This is a genomic window from Rathayibacter sp. CAU 1779 (genome assembly GCF_054551755.1).
In genome coordinates this window covers 854,668-877,839 of sequence record NZ_JBTOLK010000001.1, presented here as the reverse complement: position 1 = coordinate 877,839, position 23,172 = coordinate 854,668, and the positions used below count along the sequence as shown (strand labels likewise).

Sequence of the window (23,172 nt, the reverse complement as noted above, 5' to 3'; positions counted from 1 at the left end):
CGGCTAACCGAGCAGGGATGTCCCGCTGGCGTCGAGGAAGTCGATGTGCAGGTGGTTGCAGGTGTCGTCGATCTGCTGGAAATGGCTCAGCGAGAGACTCGAACGACAGCCCACCTGGCCGACCGTGGAGTCGGACGGCACGACCCGGTCGAGCGTCTCGAGGAGCTTGATGGAGTCCGAGTCTCCGCCGGTGAGCGCGTGCCCGTTCAGCCTGAAGAAGTCGACGGCGTGCCCGCCGCCGTCCGTGTAGTGAGCGGATGCCGTGCCCGCGCCCTCGATCTGCCCCGTGCAGTGCCGGTTGATGTCGCTGACGCCGACGGTGTTGAACGTGTTGAGCGCCACGGCGATGGTCTGCAGCACGCGGTAGTCGATGCCGCAGCCCTGCACGGCTTCACCGGCCGCGAGGTAGCGGATCTCGAAGATGTGGTCAGGGGTGCTTCCGGTGAGCCTGCCCTGCGTGACCGCCGTCATGAGCTGCTGGGCGAGCGCCTGCACCTCGGGAGCGACGACGGTTCCCGTCGTCGAATCGAGCGTGGCGGGCAGGGTGTGTGCGCCAAAGTCGTCCTTGGCGAGCGCGCCGTCCTGGATGGCGCCGACGGCGAGAGTCTGGGTGCGGCCGGTGCTCGGATCGATCCACGTCGGCGTATCGAACTGTGCGTACGCGGGCACGGCGGTGGTCGCCACCATGCCGGCCGCTGCGAGCATGATGCCGGCCTTGGCGAAGAATTTCGTCAGCGGCGACCGGCGCTTGCCCGACGTCGAGCGCGACGTCACCGTGCGAAGCCTCGCACCGTGCACCCTGACGGTCCTGGCCTTCTTCGGCCTGACCTGGGTCGCAGCGGATGCCGCACCACGCGCTGCACCGCGCCCCGCCTGACCCGCTGCCGACGCGGCACCGGCAACCTCGGCGTAACTGCCAGCGTCGTCCACGCCCGGCTTCGTCGACGACGTCGCACCGGATCGCTTCGTGTTCGCGCGCCTCGCCTCGGCCGCCGCGAGCTTCGCCGCCTTCGCGGCCGCCCGCTTCTCGGCCTTCTGTGCCTTCTGCACCTTGCCCGTGACGCCTACCGACGCGGCGGCGCCACCGAGCTCCTCCTCGCCGAACAGCGCGCTGCCGAAGATCCCGCCACCGACGTCGTCCGAGACGAAGGGGTCGGAGGCGACGGAATCGGAGGCGAAGGAATCGGAGGCGAAGGAATCGGCATCGAAGGAACCCGGACGGGCGCCGGTCCGGCGCTGCTGCACGGGCTGAGCGCTCGGAGCGCCGGGCAGCGCGAGCGGAACGGGAGCGGAATCCGTCGACCGAGCAAGCTCTTCCGGACGTAGCCGCACGCGCCCGGTGTGCGTTGTGACCGGTACCTCGTCGACCCGATGCGCACGACCCGCGTCGGGTGAACGACGGGGATCGTCGAGGCGGACATCCGTGCCGCGGACGTCGACGGCGCCACGCTGCTGTGTCTCGCGCGCGGGTTCGGCGGCGAGCCCGAGGAGCTGCGTGAACGGATCCGCAGTCTGCGCCGGAGCGTGGGGAGTCGCAACCGTCCGTGCCTGCGGCGCAGCAGCGGGGATATACGGAGGCGATGCATCAGCCGGGGTGTACGGCGCGGGTGCTGAGGCGGGCGAAGAGGGAGCGGATGCCCGGGCCGGCGTATACGGAGTGGGCGCAGGAGCCGAAACCGCAGCCGGACTACTCGACGCGTACGGAGCGGACGGCGAAGCAGGCGAGTGCCCGAACGGACCTGCCGCGGGCGCGGCGGTCGGATACTCCGTGCCGTACGCCGGCGCGGATGCCCAGGCTGCGGGGGATGTCGCGGGCGCCGTGGCAGAACCAGGAGCGATTCCGGACGTGGCCGGGGGATTCGCATCCGGCGAGGTTTCGGATGCCTGTGCCAACGCATCCTCGTACGCCCGCCGCTCCTTGCGGCTGGCGAAGACCGGCTCGGAGCCCGTGAAATCGGGCGCACCGACCCCTGCTACGGGGCCAGAGCTGAGTAAGGGGTCTGTCACGAGGGGGCTTCGGGGGGCTGTCGGGTCAGCCGGGAGGTCCCCGGCACAGTGTCCCCATGTTATCCACCCGTTATCTGGATGTCACCTGGTCGCCCCTCTCTGCGAGAACACTCAGGCACGGGACGCGGCATGGCCACGGCCCATCAGACGGTTCACAGCATCCGCGCGGAAGCCCTCTTGCGGCGCAGCCGCTCGCGCTCCGGATCGTTGTCGCAGAGCGCGATCGCCTCGTCGTAGGCGAGCTCGGCGGCATCCGTGCGCCCGAGTCGCTGCAGGAAGTCGGCCCGCGCGGCTTGCAGGTACGGATACCTCACGAGCTGCGGCTCCGCAGCGAGTTCGTCCAGCAGCGCGAGCCCGGCGGCCGGCCCGTCCGCGAAGCCGATGGCTATCGCCCGGTTCAGCTCGACGACCGGTGACGGCCACACCGCGCGCAGCGTGTCGTAGAGGCCGGCGATGCGGCGCCAGTCCGTCGACGCCCAGTCCGGGCTGCTGTCGTGCACCGCTCCGATCGCAGCGAGCAGCGTGTACTTCGACGGCGGCACGCCCTCGACGGCGACCGCGAGCTGCTCGAGTCCGAGCTCGATGAACCGCCGATCCCACCGGGAACGGTCCTGCTGCTCGAGCAGGATCTCGTCGCCTGCGGCATTCGTTCTGGCCGCCCGTCGCGCCTCGGAGAGGTAGATGAGTGAGAGGAGGCCGGCGACGTCGGGATCGCGAGGGAGCAGCATCCGGAGCAGCTCGGCGAGCTCGCGGCCGCGTTCGGTGAGCTCACGTCGGGAGAGCGAGGCACCGGCTGGGGCTGTGTGGCCGGTCGTGTAGACGAGGTGCACGACGTCGAGCACACCGCCGACGCGTTCGGCGAGATCCGCCGCGGCCGGCACGACATACGGGATGCGCGCCTGCGCGACCTTGCGCTTCGCCCGAGTGATGCGGGCCGCCATCGTCGGCTCGGACACGAGAAAGGCCCTCGCGACCTCCGCCGTGCTCAGCCCGCAGACCATGCGCAACGTGAGTGCGACGCGCGCCTCCAACGCGAGCGCGGGGTGACAGCACGTGAAGACGAGGCGCAGGCGGTCGTCCGACACGACGGACTCGTCGTCGTCTTCGGAGAGGAGCGGGGATCCGGATGCCGCGGCGCGCGCCTCCGGATCCACCAGCTTCGGCAGGGCCCTCCGTGAGACATCCGCCCGGCGCAGCAGGTCGAGCGCGCGATGCCGGGCCGCCGTGGTGAGCCAGGCGCCGGGACTCACCGGGATGCCGCGGACTGGCCACGTCTCGAGGGCGCGCGCGTAGGCATCCTGCGCGGCTTCCTCTGCGTCATCGAGATCCCCGGTGACGCGCACCGTCGCGGCGAGCACGAACGCCCACTCCCGGCGGTGCGCGTCGGCCACGGCCGCGGCGACGGCGGTCGCCGTGGCTGAGCCGCTCGGGGCCATGTCAGCTCCGGATCGCGATGGGACGCAGCTCGATGCCGCCGTTCCGCACCGGAACCTGCTTGGCGATCGAGATCGCCTCGTCGAGGTCGGCGGCTTGCAGCACCCAGTAGCCGCCGAGGACCTCCTTGCTCTCCACGAAGACGCCATCGGTCACTGTGATGTTGCCGTCGGCATCGGTTCGAACGGATGTCGCAGTCTCCGGCCCGGTCAGCGCGGCGCCGCCGAGGAGGTGGTCCGCGTACGTCTCCATGAACGACCGGTACGGAGAGCTGACCTCCGTGCCGGGCGCAGGAGCGACGAACGCGGGATCGGGATGCACGAGCATCAGGTATTCGGCCATGGGATCATCCTTGTCTCTTGCAGTGGTGATGAGCCCGGACCTGGGCTCATTTCTACCGACGCGGATCCCCGCGCGAAATCGACAGCCCCGCGACGAACCACCCCTTGTTCGCCAACAACCCCCTTGTCGCCGAGCCACCCTTGAATTGCAGGGTGGCTTGGCGACAAGGGGGTGGCTCGGCGGTTGAAGGGGCCTCACCCCTCGGCCATGGCCAGCGCCTCCTCCGCACGCTCCGGGCTGCCCTCGGCGAGGCCCTTGGCGATGCCGCGCGAGTTCAGCGCCCAGAGCAGGAGTGCGACGAGCAGCACGATGATCTCGGTCACTGTGAGCGCCCAGATGATGCCGGTCAGGCCGAACCAGAGGTTCCCCAGGATGACGATCGGGATGAACAGCACACCCTGGGTCATCGACAGCACGATCGCCGCCGTGCCGCGCCCGGTGCCCTGCATGAGCGAGGTGATGAGGCCGGTGAATCCGTTGCCGATCATCGCCACGAGCTGCGCGGTCATGATCGTGACGCCGACGGCGAGCAGCGAGTGATCCGACGAGAAGAGCGAGAACAGCTGGTCGCGGAACAGGAAGACGACGACGAAGAAGAACGCCCCGATGCCACCGACCGCAACGGCTGCCGCACGCACTGACGACCAGAGTCGCTTCGCGTCGCCCTTGCCGAACGAGTAGGCGAGCAGCGGCAGTACGCCGATCGTGATGCCCATGATGAGGAACTCGGGCACCTGCGCGATCCGTACCGCGACGCCCATGGCCGCGAGCGGGCCGTCGCCGTACTGCACGGCGAGGTTGTTCAGCACGAGGCTCGTGACGATGAGGAACGCGGACTGCAGCAGCTCGCCAACGCCGACGCTGAAGACGGGACCGAGCACGGACCCCCGCAGCGTGAACCACCGCGGCGCCAGGCTGACGTGCTCGCTGTGCTTCGTGAGCCATGCGGCGTAGTAGACGACGGCGACGAGGTTCGACAGCCCGAGCGCGAGCGCGGCACCGGCGACGCCCCATGGCAGCACCAGGATGAAGAGAACATCGAAGACGAGGTTGGCGATCGTGGAGGCGATCAGTCCGATCATCGACTGCCTGGCAGCACCCTCTGCGCGCACGAGCTGTTCGAGACAGAACGCGACGGCGAGCACCGGAACGAAGCAGAGGAAGACCGCGACGTAGGCGCTCGTGGCGGACGCGGCGGCGGCATCCGCTCCGAGCAGGGACACCAGCGGGTTCAGGAAGATCAGGCCGAGGATGCCCAGGATGACGCCGACGATGACCGAGCCCCAGACCGCGAAGGACGAGACGTGCTTGATCTCGCCCGCCTTGGAGCTGTCGTTCTCGGATGCCCCGAGCAGCCTCGAGATCAGGGCACCGCCACCGACGCCGAACACGCCGCCGACGGCCATGACGAGCCCCAGCAGCGGGGTGCCGAAGGTGATGGCGGCCAGCAGCACGGAGTCGTGCAGCGAGCCGATGAAGCCGGCGTTGATGACGTTGTAGACGGCGCCGACGACCATTCCTGCGGCCATCGGCACACAGAGATGGATGAGTGCGCGCACGATCGGCGCGGCAGAGAGATACCAGCGGTTCGAGCCGACGGCATCCGACTTGGCTGGGATTTCAACGGTTGCGGTGCTCATGATTGCTCCCTTCAGGGCATGACGAATCGGTTCAGGGCATGACGCGATGGCGCCGGGTGACGGGCGCCTGCGTGCCTGCATGGCGAGATGGCGCCGGGGAGGCCGACGCGACGAAGCGTTGTGGTCTGTGTGGTGTGTGGAGGCTGTCCGGCGTGCGCCTACGGGCGCTCGGGCTGCGGCAGTGCCGCCGTGATCTTCTTCAGGATCTTCTCGAGCTGCTCGCGCTCGGCCTTGGACAGCGGGGCGAGGATCGACTCGTCGGCCTCGACCATGGCTTGGTCGAATCCGGCGATGAGCTCGAGGCCGGCGGGGGTGGCGTACACGCGTTTGCTGCGTTCATTCCCCTCCTCCGTTCGACGCTCGATGAGACCTCGACGTTCGAGCCCCTGCAGCATGCTGGACACGCTGGCAGGTGTCGTGCGGGTCATCCTGGCGATGTCGCGCTGAATGGCGCCCGGGTCCTGCTCGAGGTAGCCGAGCACGAATCCCTGCTCGAACGTGATGTCACGCTCGCGGATCCAGTCCTCGGCCGCCTTGCGCTGAGCCCAGCCGATCCAGCGCAGCAGCTGCAGACCGCTCGTGTTCTCGGCGTCTCGTCGTTCCATAGTCAATACTCTAACTGTTAGAACTCTAACTGTCAACGTTCTAACTGAATCGCGATGCCCGCCGATACCGGTGGTGCTGGGCGACCCGCCCGACCAGCGGGAGGAGTCACTCCAGCAGTGCTCGGATGTCGTCCGCCGACAGGGCCGACGAGAACTCGTCGCCGTCGTTCAGGACGGCGTCGAAGAGCTCGGCCTTGGCGCGGCCGAGCTTCATCACCTTCTCTTCGATGGTGTCGGATGCCACCATCCGGTACACCATGACCTGCTTCGTCTGTCCGATGCGGTGCGTGCGGTCCACCGCTTGGGCCTCGGCCGCGGGGTTCCACCACGGGTCGAGCAGGAACACGTAGTCCGCCTCCGTGAGGGTGAGCCCGAATCCGCCGGCCTTGAGGCTGATCAGGAACACCGGCGCGTCGCCTTCGCGGAACCGCCGGATGACCTCGGGTCGCCGCCGCGTGGATCCGTCGAGGTAGACGTACGGGATCCCCTCGCGATCCAGTCGAGCCGCGACCTTGCGCAGGTACGACGTGAACTGGCTGAATGCCAGCGCACGGTGCCCCTCGGCGACCACGTCTCCGAGCTGGTCGACCAGGGCGTCGAGCTTGGCCGACGGGACATCCGCATACTCGGGATCGATGAGCGAAGCGTCGACGGCGAGCATTCGCAGCAGGGTGATCGACCGGTACACGATGAATCGCTGGCGATCCATGTCGGCCAGCAGGCCGAGCAGCTTGGTGCGCTCCCGCTGCAGCCAGGTGTCGTAAATGCGCCGGTGGGCGGGATCCAGCGGGATGCTGAGCACCTGCTCCTGCTTGTCCGGCAGGTCAGGCGCCACCACGTCCTTCGTGCGCCGCAGCATGAGGGGACGGATGCGCCGGCGCAGGCGGGCGAGACGCGCGGCGCCGTGGGTGGCATCCGTTCCGTGTGCGGGGCTGGCGGCATCCGCGATCGGCTTGACGTACTCCTCGATGAAACGCCGTCTGGACGGGAACAGCCCCGGCGCCACGATGGAGAACATCGCCCACAGCTCGAGCAGGTTGTTCTCCAGCGGCGTGCCGGTGACGGCAAGGCGGAACGCGGCATCCAGCTCGCGGGCGTAGCGGTGCGTCTGCGACGCGTGGTTCTTCACGAACTGCGCCTCGTCGAGCACGAGTCCCGACCACGTCGATGCCTGGAACTGCTCGTGGTCGAGCCGGAACACCGTGTAGGTCGTGAGCACGATGTCGGCGCCGGCGATGGCATCCGCGAGGCTCGTGCGCTCCTTGCGGCGCGTTGCCGTGACGGATACCACCCGCAGCCCGGGCGTGAACCTCGCGGCTTCGCTCTCCCAGTTGGCCACGACCGACGCGGGGGCGACGACGAGGACGGGATGCTCGCCTCGCCCCAGCTCGTGCGCTCGGGCGATGAGCGCCAGCGTCTGCACCGTCTTGCCCAGCCCCATGTCGTCGGCGAGCACGCCGCCGAGCCCGTGTCGCCAGAGGAAGACGAGCCAGTCGTAGCCGTCGCGCTGGTACGGACGCAGCTCGGCGGTGAGCCCCTCGGGCAAAGGTTCGTGCTCCACGAGTGCGGTCGTGTCTACAGCACGCGACTCCGACGTCGAGGTCATCGCAAGCAGCCCCGCCACGGTCTCGCGCCACTCGACGGCGGGCAGCGCCTCGTCGGCGAGGTCCTCGAAGTCCGCCCAGAGCGTTGCCTGGTAGCGGCTGATCCGCGGACCCGTCTCCCACTCGGCGAGCGCCTCCGCCTCCGCCAGCAGTTCCTTCAGCCGGTCGAACACCGGCTGACTCAGCGACAGATAGGAATGGTCGACGAGCAGCAGCTTCTTGCGCCCGCTGGCCAGCGCGGTGAAGAGCGGCTGGAACGGGATCGTGCGGCCCGCCACCGTGACCATCACGCCCAGGTCGAACCAGTCGCGCTGATCGGTCGGCACCGTCGTCACCGTGAGCTCGGGCGTCTCGGTGAGCTCGCGATAGTCGACTCGATCGCCGACGATCTCGATGCGGATGCCGTCCCCGGCATGCTCCTCGAGCGCCGGCAGCACGGTCGACACCCACTCGGCTGCTGCGATGCCCGTCAGTGTGCGGTCCGCGAGACTCGCTGCTGAACTCTGCTGGGATCTCCCGGCCGCCGGCGCTGCATCCTGGAGCGAGTCATCGCCGTTCGGAGCCGTGCCGGACGCATCCGTCGCCTCCGCGATCGCCTGCCGCACACGACGGACGATCGCCGCCTCGGCGTCCGCGTCGCGCTGCACCGGATCCGTGCGCGCCGGCGCCATCGCCACGACGTCGACGCGCTCTCCCGTGCGGTACTCCCACGAGAACGTCAGCGAGACGCGCTGCCGAGACAGGAACATGACGGTCAGCACGAACACCGGCGGCTCCAGCGCGGGGAGTCGAACCGTTCGCGCTCGTTCCACCGGGAACGACCGCGCCAGCACGGGATACACCTCGCGCGTGAACTCAGCGAGGTCTTCGGGCGGAACGACGATCGGATCCTCGCTCAACATCCCGACTTCGCGTGACGTCACGGGTCGGTCGACCGGCGCGAGCGTCACGAGTGGCGCCGCGGTCGTCCAGTCGACGATCGCCAGCCCGTGGTCGCCGATCGCCCGCACCGTCACGGCCGGCGGAGTCTCGATTCCGTCGATGCGCACCCGCGGGCGCAGCATCATCCCACCGTCGTCGGTGTCCGTCGCCACGATGTCGAGCTCGGCACGGCTGCCGAGGTCGACACGACCGCTCTTGCTCGCGGGGGCGATGCGGATGCCGCGGGCACCGGCATCCGCGAGCATGCGCCAGAGCAGGGGGCTGGCGTACTCGTCGAGCACCAGCCGTGAGCCGTCACTGCTCGAATACCGTCCCGGCTCGGCGCGGGAGAGCACGTCGAATTCGACGAACCAGCGCACTTGATCCGGATCCAGTCCGAGCTCGTGCGTGCGGTACTGCAGGCCGCCCCACGCGAAGGGCGCGTTCACCCATCCGCCGCGCTTGCCGGGTACGCCCGGCCGTACAGCGACCACGAGCGGCCCGGCGGATGACGCGGTCGCCGCCTTCGTCGTGTCACCGGTGTGCTCCCAGCGGCTCGTGCCACCCCGTCGCGTGCGCTCGCGTACCTCGACGAGAAGCGCCAGGCGAAGCGTCTCCGCGACGCGACCCCCACCGTTCCGAAGGGTCAGCGGGAGGAGCAGATCCCGCCAGTCGTCGGCCTCGTCGCCCGCCGATGCACCAGGGGAGAGCGAGCGGCCGGACACCCGCTCATGCTCTCACGCGCCCCCGACGCCGGCTGCGAGCCTCTGCAGCAGCGTGACGGCAGCGGCGCTGTCGACGCTCGCGAAGAACCGTGCGTCCGCGTCTTCGACGACCGACACCGCACGGCCGGCCAGTTCACGTCCCTCTGCCGTGACCTCGACGGCCTTGGCTCTGCTGTCGTGCGGATCGACCCGCCGAGTCACCAGACCCTTCGCCTCCAGCCGCCCGAAGACCTCCGACGCCATCTTCACGTCGGCCCCGGCCTGCGCCGCCACCTGTGCCTGGTTCGGAGCGACACCGTCCCGGCCGAGCCACCAGGCACAGGCGAGCAGCACGAACTGCACGTGCGTGAGGCCGAGCGGCGCCAGAGCGGATGCCATCGCCCGCTGCCACGCGCCCGTCACCCTCCAAAGGAGGAACCCCGGACTCTCGGCCGGTCCGCCCGCGAATCGCGTGCCGGACGTGGGCACCCGGGCGCTGTCGGATGCCGCGGCCTCAGGCATCCGCATCCTCCGGATCCCATGCGTCGTCCGACGACGCCGCCGCGAACAGTTGCTGCATCAGCTCGGGGAAGTCGCCGGCGATCTGCGGCCCGAGTTCCGGACCCACCTCATCCGCCGGCTCGCCGTCGATCTCGAGACGGTGCGTGACTCGCGTCCCGGCGCCGACGGGCTCGAGGAGATGCCGGAACCGCAGGGTGAGGTCGCCGTAGATCGTCTCGTCGGCGTACGACGATCCCTCTACCAGCTCCACGATGGTCGAGTCGAAGGTGTCCTGTCCGTCCGGGGTGACCGACAGCCGGGTGCCGACGGCGAACGGACCGTGCAGCACGTACTCGTCGCCGCCCTCGTACGTGAACCGACCTTCGTGCAGCGCTCGCAGTGCGGCCCACACGCGTGCCTGTGCGAGCTCTGTCTCCGCCGTGTATTCGGTGCTCCACATGATCGTGCCTCTCGTCGGTGATGTGATTTGATCTGTGTACAGATTATCCGTACACAGATCAAATCACAAGGACCCGCTTCGAATCGATCATGCTCACCGCTCAGCGCCGGGTGCGCCGCCTGAACAGCAACGCGGCGACCACGAACGCGACGACGGTGATGCCGACGAGCTCGACGAGGGCCAGCCAGAGGTGATTGCCGAGCGGTTGCCCGGCAAGCAATGCCCGGATGCAATCGACGGCCTGGCTGAGCGGCTGGTTCGCCGCGACCACGCGCAGCCACGCCGGCATCGTGTCGGTGGGAACGAGCGCGTTGCTGAGGAAGACCGGGATGATGATCACGGCGGACACCTGCTGCACCACCTCGATGCTCCTGCCGAGCAGTCCGATCACGGCCGCGACCCAGGAGAGCGTGAAGGTCACAAGGAGGACGATGCCGATCACCGCTACCCACGCGCCGACCCCTGCCGGACTTCTGAAGCCCATGAACAGGCCGACGACGATTGTCACGGTCAGCCCGATGAGACTGCGCGGCAGGTCGGAGATGACGTGTCCGGCAACCACCGCGGATTTCGCCATGGGAAGCGTTCGGAACCTGTCGACCACGCCCTGCAGCATGTCGGAGGCGACACCGGTGGCGGTCGTGATCGCGGCGAAGCCGGCCATCACGATGAAGACACCGGGGATCAGAAAGTCGAGATAGTTCTGGCTGGTTCCCGCCTGAATGGCGCCACCGAGAAAGAAGTACATCAGGGCAAGCGTCAGCACGGGCTGCAACGTCACGGTCACGAGCTGATCCGGATCGCCGGCGATGTGGCGCAGGCAGCGCTTCACCATCTCGTAGTAGTCGCTGAACACCCACCACCGCGACGGTCGCGAGCTGCTCACTGCACGAGTCATGCCGCTTCCTCCTTCGTCGCCGGCTCGGTCACGACGGCCTGGGCGTCGCTCGGATCCGCTGCCGAGGGGCGTCCGTGTCCTGTGACGTGGAAATAGACGTCATCGAGGGTCGGCATGCGCACACCGAAGTCCTGGATCGGGATGCGCGAGGCGTCGACCAACTCCAGGATCCGACGGAGATCACCGACGGTGTCCCCGATGGAGACGTGCAGCGCCCCATCCCCGACCGTGACCTCGAGCCCGGAAAGCTGCTCGACCAACGATGCGACGCCCTCGAGCGAGGACGGCCTCAGATCGACCTGCCGGCCCCCTATCCGCGACTTCAGCTCGGCCGGCGTGCCTCTGGCGATCACGCGTCCGCTGTCGATGAACGTCACGTCGTGGGCCAGGGCATCCGCCTCATCGAGGTACTGCGTGGTCAACAGCACAGTCGTGCCCTCACGCACCAGGGTGCCGATGACCTCCCAGAGCGCCAGACGGCTCGCCGGATCGAGTCCGGTCGTCGGTTCGTCGAGGAACAGGATGGACGGATGCCCGATCAGGCTGACCGCGAGATCGAGCTTGCGTCGCATGCCGCCCGAGTAGCTCTTCACCGGTTTGCTGGCGGCCTCGGCGAGGTCGAACAGCTCGAGGAGCTCGGCGGAGCGCTGCCGCGCTGCCGCCAAGGACAACCGGTGCAGACGCGCGAACATCGCCAGATTCGCGCGTCCGGTCAGCTTCTCGTCGACGGCCGCCGACTGACTCGCCACCCCGATCATCGCCTGCACCGCCTCCGGCCGGTCCAGCGCATCCACTCCTCCGATGCTCACGGAGCCGGAATCCGGACGCAGCAGCGTGGACAGGATGCGCACCATGGTCGTCTTGCCTGCACCGTTCGGACCGAGCAGCGCCATGACAGAACCCGCTCGCACGTCCAGGCTGACCTCGAAGAGTCCGGTCGTCTCCGTGTAGGCCTTCGTCAGGTCGCGCACGGCGATCGCTGCGGCCAGGGCCATCTCAGTCCGTCTTCCGCGAGAAGAGGTCGGCGATCCGGTTCTGCCACGCAACAAGCACGCGCGGAGGACGAGCGTGCGCCGGAGCCGAACCCTGGTGCGATCCGCCGGTTGGACGGGCGACCCGCTCGCTCCGGCCCCGATCATCACGAGAAGGGCGGCTCTGCGGGGGCCGCCCGTGCCGGTGCGCGCCCTGATGCCCCGCGGGACGGTCTTGGTGCTGAGGGACTCCCGGGACGCGATGGGTCGCGTCGTGCAGTGCGTCCAGCACCGCCTGTTCCTTGGACATGACGTCTGCCTCTCTCTCGATATTCGTCGTAAGAATCTGTCGTCGTGTGGCAGCCGAACCTCGGCTCTCTACCACTGATAGGGACTCTATCACTGATAGAGTGTACGGCAAGGGCGAATCCGAGCGAGGGGCGCAGCGAATGACACTGGACCGAAAGCAGGTCGTCTCCGAAGCCGTCGCGCTCCTCGACGCCGACGGGCTCGATGGCGTGACGACGCGCAAGCTCGCCGGACGCCTCGGCGTGCAGTCGCCGACGCTCTACTGGCACGTGCCGAACAAGCCGGCGCTGATCACGGCCATCGCGGACGCGATCCTCACCGACCTCGTCGAAGACGTGACGCCGCCGGGTCCCGATGACGCTTGGCAGGAGTGGCTGGCGGATGTCGCCCAGGGACTTCGGCGAGCGCTCCTGGCTCATCCGGACGGCGCGCGCGTGATCTCCGCCGCACAGCTCTCCACGCAGATGAACGCCATCTCGGAGATCGCCATGAGCGCTCTCGTCGCCAAGGGAGTTCCTCTCCACCTGGCACGGATCATCACCCTCACCGTCGAGCGCTTCACCGTTGGCTATGTGCTCGAAGAGCAGGCGCCGAAGCCCGACGAGGCCGCGCTGAAGGGCTGGGATCTGGATGCATTCACCGCCACCCATCCCACGCTGATCGCGGGCATCACGGACTACTTCCGCGACGGCCGAACGCCGGACGATCTCTTCGGTGACTGCCTCCGAGTCGTCATCACGGGCGCAACGGGCACGGCCTGATCCGAGCGGGGCGGTCGAGCCCGGCTCACGTGCTGCGCGCGAATGCCGAGCACTCCGGGCATTCGTCGGCGAGCGGATGCCTGCACTGCGTCAGGTGGTCGAGGTACGCGTCGGCCATCAGCAGCCTCGAGATCGTCTCCTGAACCACGCAACGCTGTTCGTTGATCAGCGCAGCGCGATCGGCGGATTCCGCCGGCGCGAGAGCGCGGATCTGGGCGAGCGAAAGCCCCGCGCGCTGGCATCGCCGGATGATCCGGGCACGGGTGATCGATTCGTGGTCGTACACGCGCTGCCCGGTACCGGTGCGTCTGGGAACGAGCACGCCGACGTCTTCCCAGTGCCGTAGCACGTGCGTCTCGACACCGACCTGCGCGGCGACCTCTCCGATCCGATACGTGGTCATCGTGCTCCTTCGTCCGATCCGCAATCCGCCCTTGACTTCAGGTCGACCTGAAGAAATAGCGTGCCAGGTATGACATCAGCTCGCTCGGGTTCGCAGATTCTCGATCTGCCCGACCTCTCCGCCCGGGGCCCGTTCCTTCCGAACCTGTTGGCGGTCTCTGCGGCGATCGCGGATGCGATGAGCGGGCCAGTACGGCCCCACCGCCGTGATGCGCGGATCGCGAGGTCCGGCATCGAGCTGCCCGCGGCATCCCGAAGCGTCACGCTCACTGCCTTTCGCCAGGCGCGGCGCGAGCTGCCGACGCCGATGGTCGCGGACGGCGTGCGGACGCCATCCAGAGTCGCCAACTCGATGACGAGCTTCTTGGTGCAGCATCCCGAGGCGAACATCCTGGTGGATCCGGCGATCTGCGACGGCATCCGAGAGCGGGTGCTGCCGCAGCTTCCGGCACCGATGCGCGGGCTGGTGACTCCGCCGCCGTCTGTGGCCAGCGTGCGCTCGTCGCTTCTGGAGCGCGGTCTGAGCTTTGGGGACATCGATTTCGCTCTGCCCACGCACCTGCACTGGGATCACGTTTCCGGTCTCGTCGACGCCCCGGAGGTGCCCATCCGCGTTCTCGAACGTGAGTGGTGCTGGGCCATGGACGGCGTGCGGGCTCCGGCGGGTGTCGCGCGTCGAGGCCTTGTCGATCGCAGCGTGGACTTCTACGAGCTCGACGGACCGCCGGTGCTGGGATTCGCACGGAGTCAGGATCTGTTCGGCGACGGGTCCATCACCGCCGTCGACATGTCGGGCCACACGCCGGGGAGCGTCGGCTTCCTCCTGCATCTGGGCGACACGGGGACCGGCCCGCGCTGGGCATTGCTCGTCGGCGACGCGATCTGGCACACGGTGCAACTTCCGCGAGTGAGGGGAAAGGGCCTCGCACGAGTCTTCGACAGCGATCGGCGTGCAGCGCTCGAGGTCATCCGCACCGTGTCGGGACTCGACGCGTCCGTCGTGATCGTGCCCAGCCACGATCCGGATGCCGCGGCGCCGTTCATGCAGATTGCCGTCTGATCCGAAGCGGCGAGAAAAGGTGAGGGAGGAACTCATGGACGTGATCGCGCTCCAGGAGCGTGTGCAGAAGGCCTGGACACAGCAGCGCTGGGATGACTGGCGTCTCACGTGTGCCGATGCATACCGGTTTCAGCTGTCACCCGGGATCCGACTCGATCTCGAGCAGACGGTGATCTGGAGCCGGGCATGGTTCGCTGCGTTCCCGGATTATCGCGAGCAGGTCACGGGACTGTACACGTCGGACTCGGCCGTCGCATACGAGCTCGTGGGCAACGGCACATCCTCGGCCGATCTGCTGCTGTTCGGACGCACCGTGATACCGCAGGCGCCCGGCCGCCGCTTCGAAATCCGGTACGCGAAGGTTCTTGTGTTTGACGACGACGGCGAAGTCGTCGAGGACCGGCACTATCTCGACACCCAGACCCTGCGAAGCCAGCTCGCGCCAAAGCATGAGGACGGCTGAGCTGCGGGCCAGGAATGCTGCGCTCCCGGCCGGAAAACGGCCTATGCCTCCTCGGCGCGCAGAGAGCGGACCATGCTCTGCAGAAGACGGAAGGCGTCGGACTGATCGTCCTGGGTCAGGCCGTCCAGCATGCGCAGCTCAACTGATCGGACCGCGACTGTCGCCTTCTCGAGGCTGCGTCGACCGCGTGGCGTGAGCCGAGCAGGAAGAGCCTTGCCGACGGGAGCCTCCGATGGCCTGGTCACATAGCCGTCCCGTTCGAACGCCTGCAGCAGGACATTCATCGACTGGCGCGTGACGAAGGTCCCTCTCGCCAGCTCCGAATTCGACAGGCCCGGTCGCTGGGCGAGGAGTTCGAGACAGGAGTACTGCGTCACGGTCAGCCCGAGCGGCCGCAGTGCCGCCTCCATGGCCGCTCGCAGCGCGCTGGACGCCTCCTTGAGCAGGTAGCCCAATGAGGTCTCCAGGTCGATTCCCGTTCCACCTTGACTCATGTCAGTATTCTGACATACACTGGCCTATGTCAGAAAACTGACATATGTGCAAGAAAGGATGTCCTCATGCCCGCCACCGGCCCCGACTTCATTTCCCTCCAGGTGCGCGACCTTGATGCGTCCCAGGCGTTCTACGAGACGTATCTCGGCCTCGTTCGATCACCGGCCGGCCCGCCGCACGCCGTCGTCTTCGACACGAAGCCGATCGCGTTCGCACTGCGAGACATCCTGCCCGGCACCGACCTCGCATCCGTCGCCCAGCCGGGCATCGGCGTCGCGCTCTGGCTCCACGCCACCGATGTGCAGTCCATCCACGACGCCCTCGCCGCCGACGGGCACACCGTGGTCGCGGCTCCGATCGACGGCCCGTTCGGACGCACGTTCACCTTCGCCGATCTGGACGGCTACCACGTCACCCTCCACGACCGGGCCTGAACCGCGACCGTCCGAGCCGACGTGATTCGGCTCTCGCCTCGGAACGGACCTGATCGCTTCCCGGAGCGTTCGACGTGTCAGTCGACGACGACGAGCGGTTCGAGCCCGTCCAGGTCGGGCGTCAGTCCGATGTCGACGAGCACGACCCGCCCTGCATACGTGGCCGCCGGCTCGCGCAACAGGCCTGCCTTGTAGGCGCCGAACGTCACTGTCACGTCAGCGGGAAGCACGGTCTCGTCGGACACCTCGCCCGTGTCGGGATCGATACCGCTCGGCAGATCGACGGCCACGACTCGTCTGCGCGGGGACGCCGCCAACGGCCGGATCGCCGCAACGGCATCACGCGCCGCGCCCCGCAGCGCCGGACTCCGATACGCTCCCGTCCCCAGGATTCCGTCGACGATCACGTCCGCCTCCGTCACCGCGTCGACGATGGAGGCGACGGCATCCGCACCGGGATCGACAACGGCGGCGCCGGCGGCGAGCGCTGCGGCCAAGCCGGCCTCGTGGATGCGCGAGCCGAGCTCGATGACGTGCACCGAGCATCCGGATGCCGCGAGCTCCGCGCCGGCATACAAAGCGTCGCCGCCGTTGTTGCCCGACCCCACGAGCAGCACGACGCGTGCCGTCTGCACCGGATCCTCCAGCTCGGCGATCTCCTCGCGGATGGCATCGGCCAGCCCCGCCGCCGCGCGCGCCATCAGCGGTTCGCCCGCTGCGAGATGCGGCGCCTCCGCCGCACGGATCTGCTCCGCCGAATACCCCCGGATCACGATTGCGACACTACGCGCGCACCCCGGCCGTGTCCCGACCCCAGACGGGGCACCCGCGACGTGCGACGGCACGTCGACCGCGTCACGTGGCCCCAACCCTTTCGAGTGTGCGGAAGACGCGCTTCAATCGGCATGGAAGCGCGTCTTTCGCACACTCATCTGGGGTGCAGTACTCACCAGGGGTGCAGCACGTCACGTGCGGCACCTCGGAGTTCGGCGATCGCACGCGGCGTGCCTGGCTTGAGGGCCGGCGTGTCCGAGTGGAGTTCCGATTTTCGGCGTGTGGATCTCAAGCCGACGTGGCGACGCACGTGCGGGCGACGACGCGACACGGCTGATCAGCGCTTGACCGACGCCGTGATCGTGAACTTCGCGTTGCGGTCGACCTGACGGGTCGGTCCGACGAGCTGGCGCAGTGACGGCCGGTAGTCGAGGTGCGAGTTGTACACGGTCCAGAGTTCGCCGCCAGGGGCGAGGATGCGCGCGGCGGCTGCCACGAGCATCCGTCCGATCCGCAGATCGATCGCCGCACCGTTGTGGAACGGCGGGTTGAGCAGCACGAGATCGGCCCATCCGTCCGCGATGCCCTCGCCGGCATCCTCGCGCCGCACCTCGACGCGATCGGCCACCTCGTTGGCGACAGCCGTCGCGCGAGCGGATGCCGCCGCCGCCGCGGACTGATCGCTCGCGATCACACTCGCCTCGGGTCGGCGCAGTGCGAGCGTGCAGGCGAGCACGCCTGTGCCGCAGGCGAGGTCCACCGCGGTCCGCGCCGTCGGCACAGCGGTGTCGAGGTGGCGGAGCAGGAAACGCGTGCCGATGTCGATGCGCGTGCCTGCGAACGCTCCACCGTGCGCGCACACCTGCAGTCCGGGACGGATGTCGCCGTGAAAGGCTCGCGCCGGCCAGGCATCGACGCGTGACGCGGGCCGCGGGCCACGCACGGTGAGCGTGCGCGCCTTCTGATGTCCGTGGCCGATGTCCACGCGCTCGAAGTGCCGCAGGAGGACCTCGTTCATCGCGGGCGTCATGTGCTTCTGCATGCCGCCGGCGACGATCACCACCTCCGGATCCGCGTGGCAGGCGAGCAGCGCCGCGATCTCGTCGAGCGCGTCCAGGCTCTTCGGCAGCCGCAGCAGCACGAGGCGCGCTCCGCGGGCGAGATCCGGGTCGAGGGCGCAGGAGCGGTAGGCGCCCGTGAGCCCGAGACGCTCGGCGTTGGCGGCGAGAGCACGCTCACCGACGATCGGATCCTGGTGCACACGGATGGTGCCGGCTGTGTCGGCGCCGCCCGCCGGGTGCGCCTCAGTCGATGCATCCGCGCTCGCGATGGCGTCAGCCGCGGCGAGGGTCAGCGCGCCGTACGCGTCTCCGATGACGACCACGGTGCGCTGATCAAGACCGGCCAGCCCGGGGGCCGCAGTGGCGAGGATGAGCCGGTCCGCGGCATCCGACGCATACAGGTTGTCGGCCTCACGGTCGGGCCACCTGCGCAGTCGCTCCCACTCGATCACGGTCGCGGCTTGCCGGCCGAGTCGTAGGCGTCTCGGGCGTCGGCGACGTTGCGGAGGTTCTGCTCCGACCAGACGGTGAGTGCGGAGAACACCGGTGCGAGGCTGCGACCCAGCGCGGTGATCTCGTACTCGACGCGTGGCGGCACCTCCGGGTGAAGGGTGCGCACGACGAGCCCGTCGCGTTCCAGCTGCCTCAGCCGCTGCGCGAGAACCTTCGACGTGATCCCGCCGAGCAGACGCTCCAGTTCGACGAACCGTTGCACGCCGAACTCGTTGAGCGTCCAGAGGATCGGTGTCGTCCACTTGCTGAACACGATGTCCACGACCGGTGCGATCGGGCACGGTGCCGGCTCGGGATACTGCGCTGCACGTGTCACGGCCCCTCCTTCCACAGAACTCCGTCATCTGGTCACAGAGATAGTCACTATCTTCTAGGTACCTAGTGTACTCAGGATGCTAGCTTCACGATCACCAGATCGAAAGGACGCACTCCATGAACACCATCGCTGTCACCGGTGTCGCCGGCCAGGTCGGCTCCGCACTTGCCGCCGAACTCTCCGCCGCTGGTCACGATGTGGTCGGCCTCGCTCGTGGCGCGGGGCGCGACTCGGCACCCGCCGTCGGCTACCGACCCCGGAGCGTGGACCTCGACGACCCGTCACACGTCGCCGCTGCAGTGCAGGGTGCCGACGCGCTCTTCCTCCTCTCCGTCAGCGCTCACCCGGTCGAATTGGTGCGGAGTCTCGCCGATACCGACGTACGCAGCATCGTGCTGCTCTCTTCCCAGGGTGCAGGAACGCGGCCCCTCGACTACGCCATGACGGCCGCGCACGAATCGGCCGCGCGAACCTTCGCCCACGAGTGGACCATTCTGCGGCCGTCGGGTTTCGCGTCGAACGCATTCGGCTGGGCCGAGTCCGTACGCGAACGCGACGCCGTGTTCGCCCCGTTCGGCGACATCGCCCTGCCGGTGATCGATCCGCAGGACATCGTCGAGTCGGCGGCGGTCGTGCTCTCGGATCCGCACCGGCACGCGGGGAGGGTGTACGAGCTTACGGGGCCGGCAGCCGTCTCCCCGCGTGAGCAGGCGCGCGCGATTGCGGATGTGGTCGGCCACGCCATCGACTTCGTCGAGCTCGATCCCGCCGCCGCCCTGCACGCCATGAGCCAGATGATGCCGCAGACGGTGGCCGAGGCGACCCTCGGCATCCTCGGACACCCGTCCGAGAGCGAACGCCGACCGAGCGCCGACGTGAGCGATCTGCTCGGCCGGCCCGCCACATCCTTCGCCGACTGGGCCGCCCGCAACGTCGCCGCATTCACCCGCGCCTGAACGCCCGCCGGACGGCGACGCCGTGGTCGGTCCTCAGCGGTCGGCGAACGCGAGGCGCAGGTACTGCAGGTCGTCGCGGTCGACGACGGCGGTGAGCATCCGGTCGCCGAGGTCCGCACCGACGCCGTAGACGTACGGATCCGTATCGATGCGGATGCCGTCCACCGCGCGCCCGTTCACCTCCACCTCGACCCCGTGCTCGACGTGCGAGTCGGCGACGCGGTCCCATGCCTCTGGCCGCGGGATCCCGTCAGCATCCACATCCGTCGGCTCCGGATGCCGGTTGATCAGGATGTAGTTCACGTGCCGCACCAGCTCGTGTTCGAGCGTGGGCCGCGCATCCGGACGGTCGGGGGAGTACCAGGCGGTGCTGACGGCATCCCAGAGCGACGGATAGTGCGCACGCCGCCGCGCCTCCATCACCCAGTCGGGCAGCTCGACGGACGGTGGCGTGTCGAGGGCGCGCTGGAGGTCGTCGGGCAACTCGGCGAGGTTGCGCGGATCGTCGCGATCCTCCGGGATGCGCCACAGCGTGTACGACACACGCACGGTGCGCTCGTAGACGACGCCGTTCGACGTGCCCGACGCGTTGCTGCCGCCGAGCTCATCCAGGTGCGGCTGCGACACGAAACCCAGCACCGGCACGGGCATCAGCGCGGCCCACTCGTCGATCGACGGTGGTGCCGGTCGGTCTGGCTCGAGGTATCCACGCGCCCACATGCCGCAACTCTGTACGCCCCGGCGATCCGGGTCAAGGGTTGCGGCGGGCGCGGCGCGAGCGAGAGCTGCTCTACGCGGTCAGTGCGTCGAGCTTCGCCTGGAGCTCCGGATCGGTGGGTTCCACGAAGTGCGTGCCATCCGGAAAGACGACCACGGGAATCTGCGTGCGACCGCTGATCGCGTGCGCCCGATCCGCCTGGGTCGGATCCGCCTCGAGGTCGATGTACTCGTAGTCGGCGCCGACCCGGTCGAGCAGCGCCTTGGAGCGGCGGCAGTCGCCGCACCAGGCTGCACCGTACATGGTGACTCGGTCTACGGAGGCTTCGGTGAGATTCTCGGGCATGCGTCAAGGGTAGGCGGGAAGTCTGAGCGGTGCCGGGGTCCTAAGTGGCGACCGCGTCCCGCGACTCCGCGAACGCACGCACGCAGCGCTCGATCTGCTCGGTCGTGTGAGCTGCGGACAGCTGCACTCGGATGCGCGCCCTCCCGCGCGGCACGACCGGAAAGCTGAACGCCGTCACGTAGATGCCGCGTCGCTGCATCTCGTCCGCCATGCGCGCCGTCAGCGCCGCGTCGCCGAACATGACGGGAACGATCGGATGCTCGCCAGGCAGCAGCTCGAATCCCGCCTCCGACATCAGCCGGCGGAACAACGACGCGTTGTCGCGCAACCGTTCGCGCAGCTCGCCGGAGCCTTCGAGCAGATCGAGCGCCGTCAGCGTTCCGGCGACGATGGACGGCGCCAGCGTGTTGGAGAAGAGGTACGGACGCGCCCGCTGCCGCAGAAGGTCGACGATCTCGCGGTGCGACGACACGTAGCCGCCGGACGCCCCGCCCAGGGCCTTGCCGAATGTCCCCGTGTGGATGTCGACGCGGCCCTCGACGCCGCACAGCTCGGGCGTGCCGCGGCCGTGCTCGCCGACGAATCCGACGGCGTGCGAGTCGTCGACGAACACGAGCGCGCCGTACCGGTCGGCGAGGTCGCAGATCTCGCGCAGAGGGGCGATGTAGCCGTCCATCGAGAACACGCCGTCGGTGACGATCACCCGGAACCGGGCGTCGGCCGCCTCGATGAGGCGGGCCTCGAGATCGGCCATGTCGCGATTCGTGTAGCGCAAGCGTCGGGCCTTGGAGAGACGGATGCCGTCGATGATCGACGCGTGGTTCAGCTCGTCGGAGATGATGGCATCCTCGGCTCCGAAGAGGGTCTCGAACACTCCGCCGTTGGCGTCGAAGCACGAGGAGAAGAGGATCGTGGCCTCGGTGCCGAGGAACCGCGAGACCCGCCGCTCGAGTTCGAGGTGCTGCTCCTGCGTTCCGCAGATGAACCGCACGCTGGCCATCCCGTAGCCCCACTCGTCGAGCGCGCCCTTCGCGGCGGCGACGAGTCGCGGGTCGTCGGCGAGGCCGAGGTAGTTGTTCGCGCAGAAGTTGAGCACCTCTGTGCCGTCGGCGACGATGGTCGTCTGCTGCGGACCGCGGATGCCGCGCTCCCGCTTCGTGAGCCTCGCCGCGTCGATCTCGGCCAGTTCGCCCGATGCGTGCTGCCGATAAGTCCCGTACGTCACAGCTGTGTCCAATCCAGGATGACCTTGCCCGTTCCGCCGGCCGCGGCGGCCTCGAAACCACGCTCCCACTCCCGGGCGGGGAGACGCTCGGAGATGACGGAGGCGATGGCATCCCGCAGCACAGCGCTCGTCTGGAGCATGGCGCCCATCGCGTTCCACGTCTCGAACATCTCGCGGCCATAGATGCCCTTGAGCGTGAGCATGTGCGTCACGACCTTGCCCCAGTCGATCGAGAAAGGTCCCGAGGCCAGGCCCAGCATGGCGATGCGGCCGCCGTGGTTCATGTTCTCGATCATCTGCGGGAGCGCGGTGGGTGCTCCGCTCATCTCGAATCCGACGTCGAATCCCTCTCGCATCCCGAGCGCCGTCTGCGCGTCGGCGATCGGATCGCTCGAGACGTCCACGGTGTAGTCGGCACCCATGCTCCGCGCCAGGTCGAGGCGCGGCAGGCTCACATCCGTGCCGACGATGAACCGCGCGCCGACGTGCCTGGCGACCGCGATGGCCATGAGACCGATCGGCCCGCATCCGGTCACCAGCACGTCCTCTCCCACCACCGGGAACGCCAGCGCCGTGTGAACGGCGTTGCCGAGCGGATCGAAGATCGCGCCGACATCCGGATCGATGGAGGAGTGATGGACCCAGACATTGGTGCCGGGCAGCGTGAGGTATTCAGCGAACGCGCCGTCACGCTGCACACCGAGTCCCTGCGTGCGGATGCACATCTGCCGACGCCCCGCGCGGCAGTTGCGGCACATGCCGCACACGATGTGACCCTCGCCTGAGACGAGATCGCCCACCTGCACGTCGTGCACGAGCGGTCCGACCTCGATCACCTCGCCGAAGAACTCGTGGCCGGGGATGAGCGGCGCTGTCACGGAGGAGGCCGCCCAGTCATCCCAGCGCAGGATGTGCAGGTCGGTGCCGCAGATGCCCGTGCGCAGCACCCGGATGGTCACCTCGTCGGGGCCGGCCACCGGATCCGGACGGTCGACGAGCTCCAGCCCTCGGCCGCGTCCGGGTTTGAACAATGCCTTCATGTCGTTGACTTTCCGATCGTGTCGTTTCGGTCGTCGTCGTGACGTGCGCGGCATGTTCGGCCACGACCCGTCAGCAGTGATTCTGCACTCCCGACGCGTGGTCGGCACCATGGCAGTCCGATCGACGGCGCGTGTGACGAGGGCGACGGATCCGATGACCACCGAACCCGTTCCCGCGACTCGGCTCGAGGTCCGCAGATCGGGACGCGAACC

Annotated in this window: 24 protein-coding genes; 5 read left to right on the top strand and 19 right to left on the bottom strand. The window is 68.5% G+C overall.

Annotated features, from left to right (window positions below):
• Positions 1–3: 3 nt before the first annotated feature.
• The 10 genes from ACX9R5_RS03980 to ACX9R5_RS03935 all read right to left on the bottom strand — a co-directional run bounded on the left by ACX9R5_RS03980 (position 4) and on the right by ACX9R5_RS03935 (position 12,111).
• Positions 4–2,007 carry a hypothetical protein gene (locus ACX9R5_RS03980; RefSeq protein WP_459407699.1) on the bottom strand — a complete coding sequence of 668 codons (2,004 nt, stop codon included), beginning with the start codon at positions 2,005–2,007 and terminating at the stop codon, positions 4–6.
• A gap of 152 nt (positions 2,008–2,159) precedes the next feature.
• Positions 2,160–3,443: an RNA polymerase sigma factor gene (locus ACX9R5_RS03975; protein WP_459407698.1), complete on the bottom strand. Its 1,284-nt coding sequence runs from the start codon at positions 3,441–3,443 to the stop codon at positions 2,160–2,162.
• Between the two features lies 1 nt (position 3,444).
• Entirely contained in the window at positions 3,445–3,783 is a 339-nt protein-coding gene (locus ACX9R5_RS03970; protein WP_459407697.1) for a YciI family protein, read from the bottom strand.
• Between the two features lie 194 nt (positions 3,784–3,977).
• Positions 3,978–5,423 (bottom strand): MATE family efflux transporter, encoded by a 1,446-nt coding sequence (locus ACX9R5_RS03965; RefSeq protein ID WP_459407696.1) that lies wholly within the window; start codon positions 5,421–5,423, stop codon positions 3,978–3,980.
• A 158-nt stretch (positions 5,424–5,581) separates the two neighbouring features.
• Positions 5,582–6,028, bottom strand: a complete 447-nt coding sequence (locus ACX9R5_RS03960) for a MarR family winged helix-turn-helix transcriptional regulator (RefSeq protein WP_459407695.1) — start codon at positions 6,026–6,028, stop codon at positions 5,582–5,584.
• Between the two features lie 106 nt (positions 6,029–6,134).
• Entirely contained in the window at positions 6,135–9,278 is a 3,144-nt protein-coding gene (locus tag ACX9R5_RS03955; protein ID WP_459407694.1) for a DEAD/DEAH box helicase, read from the bottom strand.
• Positions 9,279–9,290: 12 nt separating this feature from the next.
• Positions 9,291–9,779, bottom strand: a complete 489-nt coding sequence (locus ACX9R5_RS03950; protein WP_459407693.1) for a MarR family winged helix-turn-helix transcriptional regulator — start codon at positions 9,777–9,779, stop codon at positions 9,291–9,293.
• Entirely contained in the window at positions 9,772–10,218 is a 447-nt protein-coding gene (locus ACX9R5_RS03945; RefSeq protein WP_459407692.1) for an SRPBCC family protein, read from the bottom strand. The genes ACX9R5_RS03950 and ACX9R5_RS03945 overlap by 8 nt, the downstream gene beginning before the upstream one ends.
• Positions 10,219–10,318: 100 nt before the next feature.
• The gene (locus ACX9R5_RS03940; protein ID WP_459407691.1) at positions 10,319–11,116 is read right to left on the bottom strand and encodes an ABC transporter permease; all 798 of its coding nucleotides are present in this window, start codon (positions 11,114–11,116) and stop codon (positions 10,319–10,321) included.
• On the bottom strand, positions 11,113–12,111 hold the full coding sequence (locus ACX9R5_RS03935) for an ATP-binding cassette domain-containing protein (protein ID WP_459407690.1): 999 nt from the start codon (positions 12,109–12,111) through the stop codon (positions 11,113–11,115). Before ACX9R5_RS03935 ends, ACX9R5_RS03940 begins: the two co-directional genes overlap by 4 nt.
• 425 nt (positions 12,112–12,536) lie before the next feature.
• Here ACX9R5_RS03935 and ACX9R5_RS03930 point away from each other — a divergent pair, with 425 nt between their 5' ends.
• A complete protein-coding gene (locus tag ACX9R5_RS03930) occupies positions 12,537–13,157 on the top strand; it encodes a TetR/AcrR family transcriptional regulator C-terminal domain-containing protein (protein ID WP_459407689.1) in 621 nt (206 codons plus the stop codon).
• 25 nt (positions 13,158–13,182) lie between these two features.
• Here the strand turns inward: ACX9R5_RS03930 and ACX9R5_RS03925 are convergent, their stop codons facing one another.
• Entirely contained in the window at positions 13,183–13,560 is a 378-nt protein-coding gene (locus tag ACX9R5_RS03925; protein WP_459407688.1) for a MerR family transcriptional regulator, read from the bottom strand.
• Positions 13,561–13,629: 69 nt separating this feature from the next.
• Here ACX9R5_RS03925 and ACX9R5_RS03920 point away from each other — a divergent pair, with 69 nt between their 5' ends.
• On the top strand, positions 13,630–14,619 hold the full coding sequence (locus tag ACX9R5_RS03920; RefSeq protein WP_459407687.1) for an MBL fold metallo-hydrolase: 990 nt from the start codon (positions 13,630–13,632) through the stop codon (positions 14,617–14,619).
• 34 nt (positions 14,620–14,653) lie between these two features.
• Positions 14,654–15,082, top strand: coding sequence for an ester cyclase (locus ACX9R5_RS03915; RefSeq protein ID WP_459407686.1), 429 nt, complete (start codon positions 14,654–14,656; stop codon positions 15,080–15,082).
• Between the two features lie 41 nt (positions 15,083–15,123).
• Here ACX9R5_RS03915 and ACX9R5_RS03910 read toward each other — a convergent pair whose 3' ends face one another.
• Positions 15,124–15,576 carry a MarR family winged helix-turn-helix transcriptional regulator gene (locus ACX9R5_RS03910; RefSeq protein WP_459407685.1) on the bottom strand — a complete coding sequence of 151 codons (453 nt, stop codon included), beginning with the start codon at positions 15,574–15,576 and terminating at the stop codon, positions 15,124–15,126.
• 66 nt (positions 15,577–15,642) lie between these two features.
• On the opposite strand from ACX9R5_RS03910, the gene ACX9R5_RS03905 reads away from it, so the two are divergent.
• Positions 15,643–16,011 carry a VOC family protein gene (locus tag ACX9R5_RS03905; RefSeq protein WP_459407684.1) on the top strand — a complete coding sequence of 123 codons (369 nt, stop codon included), beginning with the start codon at positions 15,643–15,645 and terminating at the stop codon, positions 16,009–16,011.
• A gap of 77 nt (positions 16,012–16,088) precedes the next feature.
• On the opposite strand, the gene ACX9R5_RS03900 is transcribed toward ACX9R5_RS03905, so the two are convergent.
• From ACX9R5_RS03900 to ACX9R5_RS03890, 3 genes are all read right to left on the bottom strand, one after another.
• Positions 16,089–16,784, bottom strand: coding sequence for an NAD(P)H-hydrate epimerase (locus ACX9R5_RS03900; RefSeq protein WP_459407683.1), 696 nt, complete (start codon positions 16,782–16,784; stop codon positions 16,089–16,091).
• Between the two features lie 338 nt (positions 16,785–17,122).
• Positions 17,123–18,298 (bottom strand): class I SAM-dependent methyltransferase, encoded by a 1,176-nt coding sequence (locus ACX9R5_RS03895; protein WP_459407682.1) that lies wholly within the window; start codon positions 18,296–18,298, stop codon positions 17,123–17,125.
• Complete coding sequence (locus ACX9R5_RS03890; protein WP_459407681.1) at positions 18,295–18,675, bottom strand: winged helix-turn-helix transcriptional regulator; 381 nt, start codon at positions 18,673–18,675, stop codon at positions 18,295–18,297. The genes ACX9R5_RS03895 and ACX9R5_RS03890 overlap by 4 nt, the downstream gene beginning before the upstream one ends.
• A 116-nt stretch (positions 18,676–18,791) precedes the next feature.
• Between ACX9R5_RS03890 and ACX9R5_RS03885 the strand changes: the two genes are divergently transcribed.
• Positions 18,792–19,631 (top strand): NAD(P)H-binding protein, encoded by an 840-nt coding sequence (locus ACX9R5_RS03885; RefSeq protein WP_459407680.1) that lies wholly within the window; start codon positions 18,792–18,794, stop codon positions 19,629–19,631.
• 33 nt (positions 19,632–19,664) lie between these two features.
• Here the strand turns inward: ACX9R5_RS03885 and ACX9R5_RS03880 are convergent, their stop codons facing one another.
• The 4 genes from ACX9R5_RS03880 to tdh all read right to left on the bottom strand — a co-directional run bounded on the left by ACX9R5_RS03880 (position 19,665) and on the right by tdh (position 22,959).
• Positions 19,665–20,351, bottom strand: a complete 687-nt coding sequence (locus tag ACX9R5_RS03880; RefSeq protein WP_459407679.1) for a hypothetical protein — start codon at positions 20,349–20,351, stop codon at positions 19,665–19,667.
• 70 nt (positions 20,352–20,421) lie between these two features.
• Positions 20,422–20,694, bottom strand: a complete 273-nt coding sequence (locus ACX9R5_RS03875) for a glutaredoxin family protein (protein WP_459407678.1) — start codon at positions 20,692–20,694, stop codon at positions 20,422–20,424.
• Between the two features lie 40 nt (positions 20,695–20,734).
• The gene (locus tag ACX9R5_RS03870; RefSeq protein ID WP_459407677.1) at positions 20,735–21,919 is read right to left on the bottom strand and encodes a glycine C-acetyltransferase; all 1,185 of its coding nucleotides are present in this window, start codon (positions 21,917–21,919) and stop codon (positions 20,735–20,737) included.
• The gene (gene tdh / locus ACX9R5_RS03865) at positions 21,916–22,959 is read right to left on the bottom strand and encodes an L-threonine 3-dehydrogenase (protein WP_459407676.1); all 1,044 of its coding nucleotides are present in this window, start codon (positions 22,957–22,959) and stop codon (positions 21,916–21,918) included. Before tdh ends, ACX9R5_RS03870 begins: the two co-directional genes overlap by 4 nt.
• Between the last annotated feature and the right edge of the window lie 213 nt (positions 22,960–23,172).

Coding starts and splice junctions, on each gene's coding strand:
- ACX9R5_RS03975 (WP_459407698.1), bottom strand. CDS start 3,443: ATGGCCCCGAGCGGCTCAGCCACGGCGACCGCCGTCGCCGCGGCCGTG.
- ACX9R5_RS03970 (WP_459407697.1), bottom strand. CDS start 3,783: ATGGCCGAATACCTGATGCTCGTGCATCCCGATCCCGCGTTCGTCGCT.
- ACX9R5_RS03965 (WP_459407696.1), bottom strand. CDS start 5,423: ATGAGCACCGCAACCGTTGAAATCCCAGCCAAGTCGGATGCCGTCGGC.
- ACX9R5_RS03960 (WP_459407695.1), bottom strand. CDS start 6,028: ATGGAACGACGAGACGCCGAGAACACGAGCGGTCTGCAGCTGCTGCGC.
- ACX9R5_RS03950 (WP_459407693.1), bottom strand. CDS start 9,779: ATGCCTGAGGCCGCGGCATCCGACAGCGCCCGGGTGCCCACGTCCGGC.
- ACX9R5_RS03945 (WP_459407692.1), bottom strand. CDS start 10,218: ATGTGGAGCACCGAATACACGGCGGAGACAGAGCTCGCACAGGCACGC.
- ACX9R5_RS03940 (WP_459407691.1), bottom strand. CDS start 11,116: ATGACTCGTGCAGTGAGCAGCTCGCGACCGTCGCGGTGGTGGGTGTTC.
- ACX9R5_RS03935 (WP_459407690.1), bottom strand. CDS start 12,111: ATGGCCCTGGCCGCAGCGATCGCCGTGCGCGACCTGACGAAGGCCTAC.
- ACX9R5_RS03930 (WP_459407689.1), top strand. CDS start 12,537: ATGACACTGGACCGAAAGCAGGTCGTCTCCGAAGCCGTCGCGCTCCTC.
- ACX9R5_RS03925 (WP_459407688.1), bottom strand. CDS start 13,560: ATGACCACGTATCGGATCGGAGAGGTCGCCGCGCAGGTCGGTGTCGAG.
- ACX9R5_RS03920 (WP_459407687.1), top strand. CDS start 13,630: ATGACATCAGCTCGCTCGGGTTCGCAGATTCTCGATCTGCCCGACCTC.
- ACX9R5_RS03915 (WP_459407686.1), top strand. CDS start 14,654: ATGGACGTGATCGCGCTCCAGGAGCGTGTGCAGAAGGCCTGGACACAG.
- ACX9R5_RS03910 (WP_459407685.1), bottom strand. CDS start 15,576: ATGAGTCAAGGTGGAACGGGAATCGACCTGGAGACCTCATTGGGCTAC.
- ACX9R5_RS03905 (WP_459407684.1), top strand. CDS start 15,643: ATGCCCGCCACCGGCCCCGACTTCATTTCCCTCCAGGTGCGCGACCTT.
- ACX9R5_RS03885 (WP_459407680.1), top strand. CDS start 18,792: ATGAACACCATCGCTGTCACCGGTGTCGCCGGCCAGGTCGGCTCCGCA.
- ACX9R5_RS03880 (WP_459407679.1), bottom strand. CDS start 20,351: ATGTGGGCGCGTGGATACCTCGAGCCAGACCGACCGGCACCACCGTCG.
- ACX9R5_RS03875 (WP_459407678.1), bottom strand. CDS start 20,694: ATGCCCGAGAATCTCACCGAAGCCTCCGTAGACCGAGTCACCATGTAC.
- tdh (WP_459407676.1), bottom strand. CDS start 22,959: ATGAAGGCATTGTTCAAACCCGGACGCGGCCGAGGGCTGGAGCTCGTC.